We start from the raw sequence: 15,224 nt of genomic DNA, 5'->3' as shown, positions 1-15,224 counted from the left end.
TGGGTAGAGGGGATTTTCAATCTTCAGGTTGTGGAGCATAGCAGGATGAAAAGTATCTGTGCAAGACTTTTGGAAAAGGGTGTTCGGATGCCGGATCCGCTGCAGGTCTGCATTGCAGAGGATGTGGATCTTGAGCGCATTGAGCCTGGGGTGACCCTGTATCCGGGATCCCGCATTTCCGGAGAGGAGACCCTCCTTCTGACGGGTACCCGCATCGGAGAAGAAGGTCCTGCAACCCTGCATAATGTGCGGACAGGACGAGAGGTGAGGTTGAAAGGTGGGTTTTTTCAGGACGCTGTCTTTCTGGAAAAAGCCTCGGCAGGGACAGGCAGTCATGTGCGTGGCGGCAGCATTCTTGAGGAAGGCGCTTCCATAGCCCATACCGTTGGGCTGAAGCAGACCATTTTATTTCCTTATGTCACCCTGGGAAGCCTGATCAATTTCTGTGACATTTTCATGGCCGGAGGCACAGGCCCTAAGAATCACAGTGAGGTGGGCAGCAGTTATATCCATTTTAACTTCACGCCTGATCAGGACAAGGCAACGGCTTCCATGCTGGGGGATGTGCCTTCCGGCGTGATGCTGGACAAAGCGCCCATATTTCTGGGAGGGCAGGGGGGGCTTGTGGGGCCCTGTCGGCTTGCCTTTGGAACGGTCATTGCTGCAGGTACCCTGCAACGAAAGGATGAGCTACGGGAAAATCGACTGCTCTTCGGTTCCTCCCTCAAAGCCGGGAATGTGGAAAGAAAGGCGGGGCTTTATCCGGGACTGCGACGCATTCTGGAGAATAATTTTTTTTACATCGCCAATCTTCATGCGCTGAAGGCCTGGTATGTGTTTTTCCGAAGCCGACTGATTTCTCCTTTTTTTCCGGAAAGCCTACTCCAAGGCCTTGTGACCATGGTGGATGCGGGGATTTCGGAAAGGGTGGAACGCCTTCTTCAGCTAAGGGAAAAAATCCGGACACTGGATGGGGCCTCTCTGGCTTCAAGCCCCCTGCACAGCGCCTGGGTTGAAAGGGCAGAAAGCGTTTGCGCCTTTCTTGCGGAGACTGAAAAGGCAGAAGTGCATGCTGAGACCGCTGTCCTGAAAGATTTTTTTTTCAAAGATCTGACTTTTGACAAAACCTACCTTGGCACCCTGGCCCTGTTGGATGAAAAAAAGCGGGAAGCCGGGCGTGCGTGGCTCAGCAGTGTTGTGCACACAAGGCTTGCGGGTGCATGGCGGAATCTTTAGTGGTGCGGAATAAAGGAAAAGGGCATGGAAAATTTTTTTGGTACGGATGGGGTCAGGAGCAGGGCGGGCCATCCTCCCATGGATGCGGAAACCATTGTGCGCCTTGGAAAGGCCTGGGGGGTATGGCTTTTGTCCCAGGATGAACAGAAGGAAGGGGCCCCTTGTGTCATCATCGGAAAAGATACCCGTGAATCCGGGGACATGCTCGCAGCGGCTCTTGCCTCTGGTATCATGCAGGCGGGTGTGGATGTTGTGGACGCCGGTGTATTACCCACGCCTGCGGTGGCTCTCATGGTTCGCGACCATAAGGCCGCAGGCGGGGCTGTGATTTCCGCTTCTCACAATCCCTTCTGGGATAATGGGGTCAAGTTCTTTAACCATGAAGGTTTCAAACTCACGGATTCCGAGGAGGCATCCATTGAGGGGATTCTGCGGTCTGCTGAAATTTTTGTACAGGGTTCCATCGGCCGTATGCGGGCTTCAGAGGATGGGCTTTCCTCTTATGTGCGGTTTATTGTGGAAAGGGCAGGGGAGGGAGAAAGCCTTTCCGGCCTGCGCCTGGTTCTGGATACGGCCCATGGGGCCATGTACCAGGCGGCTCCGGAAGCGCTGCGTCGGCTGGGGGCTGAAGTCGAAGTGATGGCAGCAGATCCCGATGGCCGGAACATCAATGATGGCGTGGGATCTCAACACACCGAAGCCCTGGCGCGCCAGGTCCGGCTGACAGGAGCCCATGCAGGCATGGCCTTTGATGGCGACGGAGACCGACTGATCGCTGTGGATGCCAGTGGCAACGTTTTGCGGGGTGATCTGCTTCTGGCCATCTTTGCCCTTGAGGCAAAAAAAGGGGGAAGGCTGAATCCCCCGGTTCTGGTCAGCACGGTGATGAGCAATCTTGGCCTTACCGAAGCCCTTCGGAGTGCGGGGATCTCCCATGAAATCACGGCTGTGGGAGATCGCAAGGTTCTGGAGCGCATGCGGGAAAAGGGCGGGCGTATCGGAGGGGAGGACTCCGGACATATGATTTTTCTGGATCCCCACTGCACTGGAGATGGGCTTTTTGCTGCGGTGCGTCTGGCAAGGCTTTGTCGCAAGACGCCCTTGGAGGAGCTGGCCCTGTGCATGAAAACTTATCCCCAGGTTTTGATCAATGTGCCCGTACGGGAAAAACCTCCTCTGGAAGAACTGAGGGAAGTGCAGGAAAGTATTTTGGCTTCAGAAAACATCCTGGATGGAAAAGGGCGGATTCTTGTGCGCTATTCTGGTACGGAGTCTTTATGCAGAATTATGGTGGAAGCGGCCTCGGAAGAAAAAGCCCTCCGTGCCTGCGCGCCCATTCAGGCTGCACTTCTGGCTGCAATTGGCGGGGTTTTGTAACAGTTTTCTCTTATTCCGGATGTCTGTCTTATTTCTTGCGGAGTTTTTATGAAAAAAATACGGATTGTTCCCATCATCCTTGCGGGTGGTTCCGGATCACGCCTCTGGCCTTTGTCCCGGCAGCTGCATCCCAAGCAGCTCATTTCCCTTAACAGCACCCGCACCATGCTGCAGGAAACCGTTTTGCGCCTGAAGGGCCTGGAGGGGGCCACGGATCCCATTGTCATCTGTAATGATGATCATCGTTTCATGGTTGCAGAGCAGTTGCGTGAGGTAGGCATTCGCACCACAGCCATCCTGCTGGAGCCGGAAGGGCGCAATACTGCACCGGCCATTGCGGTATGCAGCATTGAGGCTGCGGAGCGTTACGGCGATCCGCTTTTGCTGATTCTCCCTGCCGATCACTTCATTTCCGATCCTTCACGTTTTCTGGAAGCTGTGCAGTGCGGGGCTGGGGAGGCGCAAGAGGGACGTCTTCTGACCTTTGGCATTGTACCCGATGCGCCCGAGACAGGGTATGGTTATATCCGAAAGGGCGTTCCGCTGCCATCCAAGGCCTTCTCCATTGGAAGTTTTGTGGAAAAACCGGACAGCAAGACCGCCGAAGCCTATGTCAATTCCGGGGAATACTTGTGGAATTCTGGAATGTTTCTGTTCAAGGCCTCGACTATTCTTGAAGAGTTTCGCCTGCTCGTTCCGGAAATTCTCTCCGCCTGTGAGGCGGCCCGCAAAAAGGCCACTGTGGACCTGGATTTCATCCGGCTGGATCCTGCGAGTTTTCATGCCTCACCATCGGATTCCATTGATTATGCTGTGATGGAGCGAACAACGCGGGGGGCCATGGTGCCCCTGGAAGCGGGGTGGAATGACCTTGGGTCCTGGGAAGCGCTCTGGCAGGTGGGCGAGAAGGACGCCAATGCCAATGTTATGCAGGGGGATGTCTTGATCCATGATGTGAAACATTCCTTTCTTCACGCGGAAAACCGCCTCATCGCAGCTGTGGGCCTTGAAAATCATATTGTGGTGGAAACCCAGGATGCTGTTTTAGTATCTCCCAGAGACCGTGTTCAGGATGTGCGGAAGCTTGTGGACGCCATGCGCCTTGCCAGGCGGGAAGAAGCCATTTCCCACAGACGAGTCTATCGACCCTGGGGAAGCTATGAGACTGTGGCCATGGATGAACGCTTTCAGGTGAAGCGCATTACCGTAAAACCCGGTGCCAAGCTTTCCGTGCAGAAACACTACCATCGTGCAGAACACTGGGTTGTGGTGCGGGGTACGGCCATTGTTCGGAGGGGGGAAGAGGAGATTCTTCTGCGGGAGGATGAGTCGATTTATATTCCCCTTGGGATGACGCACCGCCTTGAGAATCCTGGTAAAATTCCTCTGGATCTCATTGAGGTGCAGTCGGGAAGCTACCTTGGAGAAGATGACATCGTGCGCTTTGATGATGTGTACGGAAGGGCCGCGGATCCAGGCTGATGCGGCGGTTTGCTTAAAAGAAGAAGCATCCGGCGCTTCCAGGAAACCTGTAAAGCACCGGATGCTTTTACGTGCGGCAAAGGGATTTTTTTTAAGAGATCAGTCTCTGTCTCCGAAGATCCGAAGCATCATGATAAAGAGGTTGATGAAATCCAGATACAGGGAAAGCGCTCCGAAAATAGCGCCTTTTCTCAAGGTGGCGTTGTCCAGATCCGCAGGCTGGGCAAGGGCCATCTGCTTGATTTTCTGGGTATCCCATGCCGTAAGCCCGATGAAGACGAACACGCCCACATAGCTGACGATCATGCTCACCGCAGAACTGCGGAAGAAGAGGTTCACAAGGGAAGCAATGATGATGCCGATCAGCCCCATCATCAGGAAGCCGCCGAAACTTGTGAGGTCCTTTTTGGTTACCATGCCGTAGACACTGGCCGCTGCAAAGGTCAGGGCGCAGATGAAGAAGGTTGAAACAATGGAGGCCTTGGCATAGACAAGGAATATCCATGAGAGGGTGACGCCGTTTAAGGCCGCATACAGCACAAAAAGACTTGTGGCCGTTGAGGCGGAAAGGGACTGGATTTTACCTGCCAGCACAAAGACCATGCCCAGCTGGGCAATGACCAGAATGAAGAAGAGTCCCGGAGGGACGATGAAGTGTTCGGATACAAAGTACGCAAGGCCGCCTGTGACAGCAAGGCCGATGGCCATCCAGTTGTACACACTCTGGATAAAACCATTGACGCGGACCTGGGCGGACTGATGGGGAGCAAGGATTTTTTCCATGCTGTGTTTTTCCTCCTTTAAGTATGTTGTGGTTCATGTGTTTTCACGTGTTCCGCATGAACACCAGGGGACATGCACCGCATCCCGCGTATCTGCGGTTTAGCAAGAGATACTATAAGAAAGGCTGGCTTCAGAATCAAGGAAAGTCGGAATTTGAGCCTACGATTTTTAAAATGCACTATAAAAGTTTACATAATTCACATTATCGGTTAATCAGACCCAGGTCTTCCTTGCGAAACGCTTGTCAAACTTTATAAAAAAGCATAGGATTTGCCCCATTTCCGCAGGCTCTGGATGCCCTCCGGGTCCCCAACCCCTGGATTTGCCGAGCATCCGCCTGTTTTTCAGAGATCGGCCAGGACACAATGCGGATTGCGCTTGTGGCTTTGGCCCCCCAGAAAGAAATGGGGATTTGGGAAGAAAGGCGGCGTCACACGCCATGGGGACAGAGCTTCAGGAAAAGGAAACACGGAAAATTTATACGGTCTCCGAACTGACCTCGGAGATTCGTTCCTGCCTGGAGTCCGCTTATCCTTTTATCTGGGTCACAGGCGAGATCTCCAATTTTTCCAAAGCCGCTTCCGGACATCTGTATTTTTCCCTCAAAGATGCCGAGGCCCAGATTGCAGCGATTCTGTTCAAAGGACAAGCCCGCCAGTTGCGCTTTCAGCTTCAATCTGGTCTGCGCATCGTCGGGCTGGGGCGCATTGGCGTCTACCCCCCCAGGGGCAGTTATCAGCTGATCCTCGAATATGTGGAACCCATGGGAACGGGATCCTTGCAACTGGCCTTTGAACAGCTCAAGCTGCGCCTTGGGGCTGAGGGTCTCTTTGATCCCGCCCACAAACGTCCCCTGCCCTTTTTACCCCACCGTATCTCCCTTGTCACATCGCCCCATGGGGCTGTAATCCACGACATGCTCAAGGTTCTGGGCAGACGGTATCCCAATCTGCATCTGGAGATTGCTCCGGTTCGGGTGCAGGGAAACGGGGCAGCTGAAGAAATCGCCCGGGCTTTGCATCGCATTGCCATGCAGGGCAAAAGCGATCTGATCATTCTGGCCCGGGGGGGGGGTTCCCTCGAAGACCTGGCGGCTTTCAATACCGAGGAGGTCGCCCGCGCCATTTTTTCCTGCCATATTCCCGTGATCACGGGGATTGGGCATGAAACGGATTACACCATTGCGGATTTTGTGGCGGACCTCAGGGCTTCAACCCCCACGGCAGCTGCGGAAACTGCTGTTCCGGACAAGGCAGAGCTCAAAGCCACCTTACAATCTGTGACCATATCCCTTCACCGGACCTTTGGCGGCTCCATCCAAAACCTGCACCGGGATATCCGAAATCTCCGGGAAAGGCTGCTGCATCCCAGCCGACACCTGGTTCTTTCCCGCATGCGACTGGATGAAACCCAGGAGGCCCTGCTGCGGCGTTTCCAGCGAATCCGCACCTGGAAGCAGCACCAGCTGGCCTGGATGCTGCGCAGCCTCTCCCCTGCCCCTTTGGTTCAGAAACTGCACAGGGAACGCAAGGCCCACATGGCCTGCCACAAAAATCTTTGTTTCCACGCCTTCTCAAGGCTCCACGGCCAACGCATGCTTCTCAACGGACTGCACCATCGTCTGCAGAATCTGGGGCCCTTTGCCATCCTGGGCCGGGGGTATGCCGTGGCGAGAAAGCTTCCGGAAAAAACTATCCTCAGCCACACAGGGGGACTTTCCCCTGGCGATGCGGTGGAAATTCAGCTCGCGGCGGGTTTTTTACGCTGCCGCATTGAGGAAATTGAACATGGCAAAAAAAACCTTTGAAGAAGCCCTTGCCCAGCTCCAGGGCATTGTGGAAGAACTGGAAAAGGGCGATCTCGCCCTGGAAAAGGCCATCCGGAAGTTTGAAGAAGGGATGAAGCTTTCCCGATACTGCAGCGACTGCCTGGATGAAGCGGAAGCCCGCCTGACCCGGCTGACGGAATCCGGAGAGGAGGCGCCTTTCTCCTTTGAAACGGGACCCCAGGAGGAGGCATGAGCATAGCCGATCTGTCAGCTTACCTGAATGCCTGCCGCATCCGGGTGGAAAAACGCCTTGAAAGTTTTTTTAAGGAAGACACCGCGCCCTGGGCCAGCCGACTGGACGCGGCCATGGTCCATTCGCTCTTGGGCGGAGGAAAGCGTCTGCGTCCCATTCTCTGTGTGGCGGCGGCTCAGGCCATTGTTCAGGACCGGGAAACGGCCCTGGACCGCTGTCTGGACGTGGCCTGTGCCCTGGAAATGATCCATACCTATTCCCTCATCCATGACGACCTTCCCGCCATGGATAACGATGACCTGCGCCGGGGGCGGCCCACCTGTCACCGGGCCTTTGATGAAGCCACCGCCATTCTGGCCGGAGACGCTCTCCAGGCCCTTGCCTTTGAAGTCCTTGCCTCTTTCGGGAAAAACAGCCACAATCCCCTCCTTGGGCTTTCCCTTGTGGTGGCCCTTGCCCGGGCTTCGGGCAACCGAGGGATGGTTGCAGGGCAGATGCTGGATCTTTCCGCAGAAGGGCAGATGCTGAATCTGGAGGATCTTGAAAAACTGCACCGTCTTAAAACCGGAGCCCTCATTGAGGTTTCGGTCTGGAGTGGCGGTGTTCTGGGTGGGGCCAGCGTCGAAGAGATCCAGGCGCTTTCCACCTATGGCCGCCATCTGGGCCTGGCCTTTCAGGTGACCGATGATCTTCTGGATGTCACGGGTGATCCGGCTGTAATGGGAAAAACCGCAGGATCCGATGTCCAGAACCACAAAGCGACCTACCCTTCCCTTCTGGGAATGGCAAAGGCCCAGGCCATGGCTGAAGAATTGATTCAAAAATCTCTGGACGCTCTGGAAGCCTTCGGGCCCGGAGCGGATCCCCTGCGGGCCATAGCGGCCTATGTACTGGAACGGAAACAATGACACTCGTGCCGTTTTGTTTTGATGAAGGAGTGTGTGCATTGGCTTTGCTGGATACCATCCATTCTCCGGCGGATCTTAAAAAACTGAAGCGGCCGGAACTTTTCAGGTTGGCCAGTGAGATCCGTGCAAAAATCATTGATGTCACTTCCCGCAATGGAGGGCATCTGGCTTCAAGCCTCGGAGCCGTTGAACTCACCCTTGCCATCCACTATGTCTTTGACGCGCCAAGAGACAAATTGATCTGGGATGTGGGGCATCAGGCCTATGCCCATAAACTGGTGACAGGTCGAAGCCAGGCCTTTGAAACCCTTCGCAAACCCGGAGGCATTTCAGGTTTTCCCCGCATTTCAGAAAGCCCCTATGATGCGTTCAGCACCGGGCACTCCAGCACCTCCATTTCCGCAGGCCTGGGTATGGCGCATGCCAAAAGGCTGTCGGGTGACAACCACAAGGTTGTGGCTGTGATCGGAGACGGGTCCATGACCGCAGGCCTTGCCTATGAGGCCCTGAACCACGCTGGGGATTCAAGGGGAAATCTACTTGTCATCTTAAATGACAATGACATGTCCATCTCTCCCAATGTGGGAGCCCTGTCCTCCTTTCTCAGCCGGACCTTTTCCGCAAGATACCTCCAGGATCTGCGTGCGGAATTCGGAAAATTCCTGAAATCCCTGCCCAGGATCGGGGATGATGTGTACCAGCTTGCCAAACGATCCGAAGAATCCTTCAAGGCCTTTGTGACCCCAGGGATGCTCTTTGAGGCGTTTAATTTCGACTACTTTGGCCCCATCAACGGCCACAGGTTGGATCATCTCATTGACATTCTGGAGAATATCAAAGAGCTGCAGGAGCCGGTTCTTCTCCATGTCACCACGCGCAAAGGCATGGGGTATCCGCCAGCGGAAAAAAATCCCACCTTCTTCCATGGTGTCGCTCCCTTTGATATCAAAACCGGAGAAAAGCTGCCCGCTGCCCCCTCTCCCCCAACCTATACGGAAGTTTTCAGCGAGGCCCTTTGCCGTATGGGCAAGGAGAATCCTCGAATTGCGGCCATCACAGCGGCCATGCCCGAAGGAACGGGACTTTCTGCCTTCGCGGCCCGATTCAAAGAACGTTTTTTTGATGTGGGCATTGCGGAGCAGCATGCGGTTACCTTTGCGGCAGGTATGGCAACGGAGGGATACAGGCCCGTTGTGGCCATCTATTCCACCTTCTTGCAAAGGGCCTATGATTCCCTTGTCCATGATGTCTGCCTGGACGGCCATCCCGTACTTTTTGCCATAGACCGGGGAGGTTTTGTGGGAGATGACGGCCCCACCCACCATGGTCTTCTGGACATGGCCTCTCTGCGTCCCCTCCCAGGCATGCTCATTATGGCGCCAAGGGACGAGGCCCAGCTCGTGGCCATGCTCAAAACCGGCCTTTCCCACGATGGGCCTTCCGCCATCCGATATCCAAGGGGGGCGGGGGTTGGTGTTCCCGTGGACTGGGACTGCCCTCCCCTGCCCCTGGGCAAGGCGGAGATTCTGCGTGCAGGCCAGGACTTAACCCTTTTTGCTTTGGGCCGACCCGTTCAGGCGGCCCTGGAAGCCGCAGAGATACTGGCATCCCAGGGCATTGAGGCTCAGGTGGTGGATGCCCGTTTTCTTAAACCCCTGGATGAAGCCTTCCTTGAAAACCTGGGGCTGTCGGGAAAACCCATGGTGACCCTGGAAGAGGGGGTACTTGCGGGAGGTCTGGGTTCGGCTGTGCTGGAGTTTTTTGCCGACCGGGGGATGGTCTGCCCGGTCAGACGCCTTGGGGTGGAAAATCCTTTCATGCCCCATGACCATCCCGATACCCTGCGAAGAAAATGCGGCCTGGATGTCGCCTCCATCGTCAGGGTTTCTTTGCAGATGCTGGAAAAGGCAGCAACCTGATGGCAAAAACGCACGCTGTCCGGAAAAGGCTGGACGCTCTGCTTGTGGAAAAGGGGCTGGTGCAAAGTCGTGAAAGGGCCAGGGCACTGATCCTTGCCGGTAAAATTCAGGTGGATGGCCTGCGGGTGGACAAGGCTGGTGCTCAGGTTTCTGTGACATCCCAGGTCTCTGCCGATGTTCCGGATTTTCCCTATGTCAGCCGGGGTGCTCTCAAGCTGGAGGCCGCCCTGAACCACCTGGCCCTGGACGTAAAAGGCATGGTCTGCATGGATGTGGGAGCTTCCACAGGAGGATTTACGGATCTGCTCCTGCAACGGGGGGCGGCCAGGGTCTTTGCAGTGGACGTGGGATACGGACAGCTGGCCTGGACTCTGCGTCAGGATCCCCGCGTTGTAACCATTGAAAGAATGAACATCCGCCATATGCCCCAGGATGCGGTGGATGTACCCATGGATCTGATCACCATTGATACAAGTTTTATTTCCCTGCGGCTTGTGGTGCCGGCGGTAAGAAAATTTTTAAAAAAAGACGCCCGTATCCTTGCCCTGGTCAAACCCCAGTTTGAAGTGGGAAAGGGTGAGGTGGGAAAAGGCGGGGTGGTGCGCGACCCAGAGCTTCAGGCTCGGGTCGTTACGGATCTCCGGGCTTTTTTCACCCAGCAAGGTTTTTTTGCAGGCAGGGCCATTGCCTCGCCCATTCAGGGGCCCAAGGGTAACCAGGAATTTATCCTGCCGCTCTGGACCCAGGCTGAACGTCAGAAAATGGAGGAACATCCGGAGTCTGTGGAACCGCCGTTGCCGCCCGAATTTTCGGGATTGTCAGACGGGCCTTCTCTGCCTTCCGGTTCGCATGAGGGAGACGTATAGACGTATAAACGAAAAAACAGCTTTTGATTAGGAGGAATTGGATGAGCGAAAAAGCCAAGTTCAAGCGGAATATCGCGCTGGTCGGTCATAGCGGTTCTGGAAAAACGGTTCTCGCAGAACGCCTCCTCTTTGACAACGGGCTTCTTTCCCGTATGGGACGTGTCGAAGACGGTAATACCGTGATGGATTTTGAACCTGAGGAAATTGCCCGCAGGGGAAGCGTTTCCACAGGGCTCCATGCTTTTTCCTGGAAAAAGCATGAAATCATGCTGCTGGATACACCAGGCAATGCCAATTTCTTTTCCGATACCCTCCTTTGCATGCAAGCCGCAGAAACCGTGATCCTTGTGATTGATGGCGTGGATGGCATCCGCGTTAAAACCGAGGAAGCCGCGGAAAGCGCTGCGGAGCAGAAAAAGCCTGTGGTCCTTTTTGTGAACAAGATGGATAAGGAACGCACCATTTTTGAGCAGATCCTTCAGGATGCGGAGATTCTTCTGGGCATACGGCCCGTCAAGGTACAGCTTCCCATCATGGATGGAGAATTCTGCACGGGCTTTGTGGATCTTTTACATCTTCAGGCCTATGGTTTTGGAGATGACGGCAAATCCAAAAAAATGGAAATTCCCCCAGACCTGCAGGGGGATGTGGAAAATGAGCGCATGGCCCTGGTGGAAGCCATTGCGGAAGCTGATGACACCCTGCTTGAAAGGTACCTGGAAGGGGAGGAGCTTGCCGGTGAAGAGCTGGCGGTGGGCCTCCAGAAAGCCGTGACCGACCGGGTCTTTGTTCCTGTGCTTCTTGGCTCTGGCCTGAGCGGTGCTGCCATGGACTTTTTTCAGGATTTCGTCGTACAGTCAACACCCTGCCCCCTGGATATGCCCCCCCGCCCTGCCCTGAAAGGTGATGAAGAGGTCGCCATTGCCTATGATGAAAATGCCCCCTTTTCCGCCTTTGTCTTTAAAACCGTGGTGGATCCCTTTGCAGGTCTTCTCAATATCTGCAAGGTGGTTTCCGGAACCCTTGGGAAGGATGGTGGATTTCTCAATGTCGGCAAGGATGAGAAGGAACGTTATTCCCAGCTTTACCAGATGGCGGGTAAACAGCAAAAACCCATCACAGAGGCGGGCCCTGGGGATATTGTGGCCTTTGCCAAGCTGAAAAACACAGCCACCTTTGATTCCCTTTGCGATGAATCCTATCCGGTCTTATTCCCCCAGGTTGCCCCCCTGGCTCCCTGCATGGGTTTTGCTGCCTACGCCGCCAAAAAAGGGGATGAGGACAAAATTTATGCTTCTTTGGCCCGTCTGGCCGAAGAGGACAAGGCCATACGGCTGGAACGCAATCCCACCACAAGTGAAATTCTTGTTTATGGCGTGGGACAGGTACACATAGAAACCATTGTTGAAAAACTCCGTCGTAAGTTCAAAGTGGATGTGGATCTGAAGACGCCCAAGATTCCCTACAAGGAAACCATCACACGTAAGGTGCGCGTGCAGGGGCGCCATAAAAAGCAGACCGGAGGTCATGGTCAGTTCGGAGATTGCTGGATTCGTTTTGAACCTCTGGCCCGTGGCGAAGGCTTTCAGTTTTCCGATGAGATTGTGGGCGGATCCATTCCACGGCAGTACATACCTGCGGTGGAAAAGGGGCTTCTTGAAGCTTCTGTCAAAGGTGTGCTGGCAGGTTTTCCCTGTGTGGATTTCAGGGCTACAGCGGATGATGGTTCTTTCCACGCTGTGGATTCTTCGGAAATGGCCTTTAAAATTGCCGCATCCCTTGCGTATAAGAAAGGGATGGAAGAGGCCAGACCTGTTTTGCTGGAGCCCATTTATAATCTTTATGTCAAAGCGCCCAGTGATTATATGGGAGATATTATGGGGGATCTCAACTCCCGCAGAGGCCGGGTGATGGGGATGGATACGGAGGGAAAAACCGGTACCATCAATGCCCAGGCTCCCCTTGCGGAGATCCAGAAGTACGCCCCGGATCTCACATCCATGACCGGCGGTCGGGGGACCTTCACGTCAGAATTCTCCCATTATGAGGAAGTACCCGCGGAAATAGCCCAGAAAATTATTGATGCGGCGCGTAAAGACGCGGATTAATCTGTTCTGTGAGGGCTTGTGCATCGTTTCTTTTCATCCCCGAGGGGAAAAGGAGTGCTGCACAAGCCTTTTTCTTTACAAGAGCTTGCGGCTCTGGTACGAACCTGAACCAATGAAAACAGCCTGATCCTTCTGTATCCGGCAAGATCTTTATGGCAGTGTTTGCGTATGCAGGCACAGGATAAGGCGCGTCGGGATGTTTTTCGTACAGACATCTGCGTTTCCGTTCCTGTCCGGGAACAGAGCACGGATCTGTTTTTTCTTAATCTTTCAGGTTTTCCGATCTTTTAAGGAAGGAAGTATGCGCAGAGATATCGTTCACGTGGGTTCGGGAAAACTCACCTATGAAATCCGGGAAATTGTAGCTGTGGCCCATGATTTACGCCAGCTTGGCGTTGAAATCACATGGGAAAACATCGGAGACCCAATACAGAAGGGCGAAGTGGTTCCCCAGTGGATCAAGGATATCGTCCATGATCTGGTGGCGGATGACGTAACCTACGGTTATGTGGCGACCCCGGGAATACAGGAGACCCGTGAGTTTCTTGCAGCCCAGGTCAATGAGCGGGGCGGTTACAAAATCTGCGCCAATGATATTCTGTTTTTTAACGGGCTGGGCGATGCGGTTGCCAAAATTTTTGGCTTTTTAAAACGAGAGGCCCGGGTCATCGGACCTTCTCCTGCCTATTCCACCCACTCTTCCGCAGAAGCGGCGCATTCGGGCTATGAGCACCTGACCTATGAACTGGATCCCAACAACGGCTGGATGCCTGATCTTGTGGATCTTGAAAACAAGGTAAAATATAATGATTCCATCGCAGGCATCCTTCTCATTAACCCGGATAACCCCACCGGAGCGGTTTACCCCAAGGAAATGCTGGAAGCCATTGTGGCCATTGCACGGCGCTATGATCTTTTTGTGATTTGTGATGAAATCTATGCCCACATTGTTTACAACGGCGCTCAGACCTGCCATCTGAGTGAGGTGATCGGTGATGTTCCTGGGATGGCTCTCCGGGGTATTTCCAAGGAATATCCCTGGCCGGGAAGCCGCTGCGGCTGGATTGAAATTTTCAACCAGGATCGTTTCCCCATGTTTGCCACCTACATCAAAACCATACGGGATGCTAAGATGCTGGAGGTGTGCTCCACAAGCCTGCCCCAGTTCTCCATTCCCAAGGTCATGGGTGATCCCCGTTATCGGGCCCATCTGGACGCACGGGCCAAGATGTTTGAGATGCGGTCCAATGAAGCCTATGAGGCTTTGAGTCAGGTTAAGGGGATTTCCGTTGTCGCCGCACGCGGAGCTTTTTATATGACTGTTCTTTTTGATGAGCATGCTCTGAATGCCCAGCAGACCCTTCCCATCGAAAACCCTGAAGTAAGGGCCTATGTGGAAAACAAGGTCAAGGGCGTGGAGGTGGACAAGCGTTTTGTCTATTACCTTTTGGGTGCAACCGGCATCTGTGTGGTTCCCCTCACCGGATTCTGCTGCAAAAAGCAGGGTTTCCGTATCACGCTGCTGGAAACCGATGACCAGAAGCGACCCTGGATCTGGAAAACCATTGGTGAAAGCATCGAACGCTACATTGCGTCCGCCCCCTGACCGGATTTCCATACCCTATTTGTCTTCCAAAGCCCGTTTTGTTCAGGCATCCGCTGCTGGCCATGGCAAAGCGGGCTTTATGCTGAAAAGACCTCATCTGAAGTCATGAACAAGGCACTGGCCATAAGCCTGCACCTCCCCTGCCCTTTCACTGGTCCAAAGGAGGCTCCATGCACTCTTCCCCCCTTGCCGAATATATGCAAAAGTCCATCGGTCATCAAAAAAAACTCTATGGCGCATACATTGATTCCTGTGTGATGCTTCAGGCGGAGCTGGAAAGAACCCTTGCCTTCATGTACTCGGATTTCCAAGGCATTCCAGTGGAAATCCGGGATATGGTGCAGGATCTGGGGTTGCGGATGAATGCCTGCAGAAGCGCTTACAAAAAACTCATCAATGCCCAGTTTGATTACTATATCCAGGCATGGGGAAAGCCCAGCGATGAAAGAGCATGAGCCGTCTGCCCAGGCGCTTCGGATGGCTGTGCTGCTTTTGGGCAGAAAAAGCCTTTCCAGAGAAGAGTTGAGGCAGAGGCTTCGCAGAAAAGGCATGGAGACGGAGGCTGTGGAGGAGGCTCTGCGGGTCTGTATGGAAAGGGGCTATCTGGATGAGGAGGAAAGGGCCTCTCAGATTGTGCGATCGGGTCTGCGTGCAGGCCATGGGCCTTTACGTGTACGTCGGGATCTCAAACAACGGGGCATCCCAGAATTACTGGGAGAAAAGGTCATGGAAGCCCTGATGGCCGAGGGGGATGCGATGCTTTCTGTCGCAGCCCGGAAAAAGCTTGGTGAAATGCATCAAAAGGATCCCGCAAAGAAAAAGGCCGCCTTGTATCGTTTTTTGCTTTCAAGGGGTTTTCCATCCTCGGATATTCTGCACTTCATTCACCATATGGAAGAAAACCCCCCTACCTGAATC

Annotated in this window: 13 protein-coding genes; 12 read left to right on the top strand and 1 reads right to left on the bottom strand. The window is 54.2% G+C overall.

From position 1 onward, the window contains the following. The first annotated feature begins 45 nt into the window (after positions 1–45). Genes RBR60_RS00925 through RBR60_RS00915 form a run of 3 tightly spaced genes read left to right on the top strand, consistent with a single transcriptional unit; the run spans position 46 to position 4,095 of the window. The gene (locus RBR60_RS00925; RefSeq protein ID WP_320353749.1) at positions 46–1,236 is read left to right on the top strand and encodes a protein GlmU; all 1,191 of its coding nucleotides are present in this window, start codon (positions 46–48) and stop codon (positions 1,234–1,236) included. Positions 1,237–1,260: 24 nt separating this feature from the next. After that, positions 1,261–2,613: a phosphoglucosamine mutase gene (glmM, locus tag RBR60_RS00920; protein ID WP_320353748.1), complete on the top strand. Its 1,353-nt coding sequence runs from the start codon at positions 1,261–1,263 to the stop codon at positions 2,611–2,613. 48 nt (positions 2,614–2,661) lie between these two features. Then, entirely contained in the window at positions 2,662–4,095 is a 1,434-nt protein-coding gene (locus tag RBR60_RS00915; RefSeq protein WP_320353747.1) for a mannose-1-phosphate guanylyltransferase/mannose-6-phosphate isomerase, read from the top strand. Between the two features lie 99 nt (positions 4,096–4,194). Here the strand turns inward: RBR60_RS00915 and RBR60_RS00910 are convergent, their stop codons facing one another. Next, positions 4,195–4,878, bottom strand: a complete 684-nt coding sequence (locus RBR60_RS00910) for a Bax inhibitor-1/YccA family protein (protein WP_320353746.1) — start codon at positions 4,876–4,878, stop codon at positions 4,195–4,197. Positions 4,879–5,317: 439 nt separating this feature from the next. Between RBR60_RS00910 and xseA the strand changes: the two genes are divergently transcribed. The 9 genes from xseA to RBR60_RS00865 all read left to right on the top strand — a co-directional run bounded on the left by xseA (position 5,318) and on the right by RBR60_RS00865 (position 15,221). After that, positions 5,318–6,685 (top strand): exodeoxyribonuclease VII large subunit, encoded by a 1,368-nt coding sequence (xseA, locus tag RBR60_RS00905; protein ID WP_320353745.1) that lies wholly within the window; start codon positions 5,318–5,320, stop codon positions 6,683–6,685. Further along, positions 6,666–6,899, top strand: a complete 234-nt coding sequence (gene xseB, locus RBR60_RS00900) for an exodeoxyribonuclease VII small subunit (RefSeq protein WP_320353744.1) — start codon at positions 6,666–6,668, stop codon at positions 6,897–6,899. Before xseA ends, xseB begins: the two co-directional genes overlap by 20 nt. Further along, positions 6,896–7,807: a farnesyl diphosphate synthase gene (locus tag RBR60_RS00895; protein WP_320353743.1), complete on the top strand. Its 912-nt coding sequence runs from the start codon at positions 6,896–6,898 to the stop codon at positions 7,805–7,807. Before xseB ends, RBR60_RS00895 begins: the two co-directional genes overlap by 4 nt. Before the next feature lie 38 nt (positions 7,808–7,845). Next, positions 7,846–9,726 (top strand): 1-deoxy-D-xylulose-5-phosphate synthase, encoded by a 1,881-nt coding sequence (dxs, locus tag RBR60_RS00890; RefSeq protein ID WP_320353742.1) that lies wholly within the window; start codon positions 7,846–7,848, stop codon positions 9,724–9,726. Continuing rightward, the gene (locus tag RBR60_RS00885; protein WP_320353740.1) at positions 9,726–10,592 is read left to right on the top strand and encodes a TlyA family RNA methyltransferase; all 867 of its coding nucleotides are present in this window, start codon (positions 9,726–9,728) and stop codon (positions 10,590–10,592) included. Before dxs ends, RBR60_RS00885 begins: the two co-directional genes overlap by 1 nt. Positions 10,593–10,633: 41 nt before the next feature. Further along, entirely contained in the window at positions 10,634–12,700 is a 2,067-nt protein-coding gene (gene fusA / locus RBR60_RS00880) for an elongation factor G (protein ID WP_320353738.1), read from the top strand. A gap of 301 nt (positions 12,701–13,001) precedes the next feature. Next, positions 13,002–14,306, top strand: a complete 1,305-nt coding sequence (locus RBR60_RS00875) for a pyridoxal phosphate-dependent aminotransferase (RefSeq protein ID WP_320353737.1) — start codon at positions 13,002–13,004, stop codon at positions 14,304–14,306. 170 nt (positions 14,307–14,476) lie between these two features. After that, entirely contained in the window at positions 14,477–14,761 is a 285-nt protein-coding gene (locus RBR60_RS00870) for a hypothetical protein (protein WP_320353736.1), read from the top strand. Then, positions 14,748–15,221, top strand: a complete 474-nt coding sequence (locus tag RBR60_RS00865; RefSeq protein WP_320353734.1) for a regulatory protein RecX — start codon at positions 14,748–14,750, stop codon at positions 15,219–15,221. Before RBR60_RS00870 ends, RBR60_RS00865 begins: the two co-directional genes overlap by 14 nt. Positions 15,222–15,224: the final 3 nt, after the last annotated feature.

It is taken from the genome of Desulfobotulus sp., assembly GCF_034006065.1.
Classification (GTDB): Bacteria; Desulfobacterota; Desulfobacteria; order Desulfobacterales; family ASO4-4; genus Desulfobotulus.
The sequence above is the reverse complement of the archived record's forward strand: the minus strand, read 5'-3'. Positions and strand labels throughout refer to the sequence as shown.

Bases quoted from the DNA above. Each gene is read 5' to 3' on its own strand.
- RBR60_RS00910 (WP_320353746.1), bottom strand. From the start codon at position 4,878: ATGGAAAAAATCCTTGCTCCCCATCAGTCCGCCCAGGTCCGCGTCAAT.
- RBR60_RS00915 (WP_320353747.1), top strand. From the start codon at position 2,662: ATGAAAAAAATACGGATTGTTCCCATCATCCTTGCGGGTGGTTCCGGA.
- fusA (WP_320353738.1), top strand. From the start codon at position 10,634: ATGAGCGAAAAAGCCAAGTTCAAGCGGAATATCGCGCTGGTCGGTCAT.
- RBR60_RS00885 (WP_320353740.1), top strand. From the start codon at position 9,726: ATGGCAAAAACGCACGCTGTCCGGAAAAGGCTGGACGCTCTGCTTGTG.
- RBR60_RS00895 (WP_320353743.1), top strand. From the start codon at position 6,896: ATGAGCATAGCCGATCTGTCAGCTTACCTGAATGCCTGCCGCATCCGG.
- RBR60_RS00875 (WP_320353737.1), top strand. From the start codon at position 13,002: ATGCGCAGAGATATCGTTCACGTGGGTTCGGGAAAACTCACCTATGAA.
- RBR60_RS00925 (WP_320353749.1), top strand. From the start codon at position 46: ATGAAAAGTATCTGTGCAAGACTTTTGGAAAAGGGTGTTCGGATGCCG.
- xseA (WP_320353745.1), top strand. From the start codon at position 5,318: ATGGGGACAGAGCTTCAGGAAAAGGAAACACGGAAAATTTATACGGTC.
- xseB (WP_320353744.1), top strand. From the start codon at position 6,666: ATGGCAAAAAAAACCTTTGAAGAAGCCCTTGCCCAGCTCCAGGGCATT.
- RBR60_RS00870 (WP_320353736.1), top strand. From the start codon at position 14,477: ATGCACTCTTCCCCCCTTGCCGAATATATGCAAAAGTCCATCGGTCAT.
- glmM (WP_320353748.1), top strand. From the start codon at position 1,261: ATGGAAAATTTTTTTGGTACGGATGGGGTCAGGAGCAGGGCGGGCCAT.
- RBR60_RS00865 (WP_320353734.1), top strand. From the start codon at position 14,748: ATGAAAGAGCATGAGCCGTCTGCCCAGGCGCTTCGGATGGCTGTGCTG.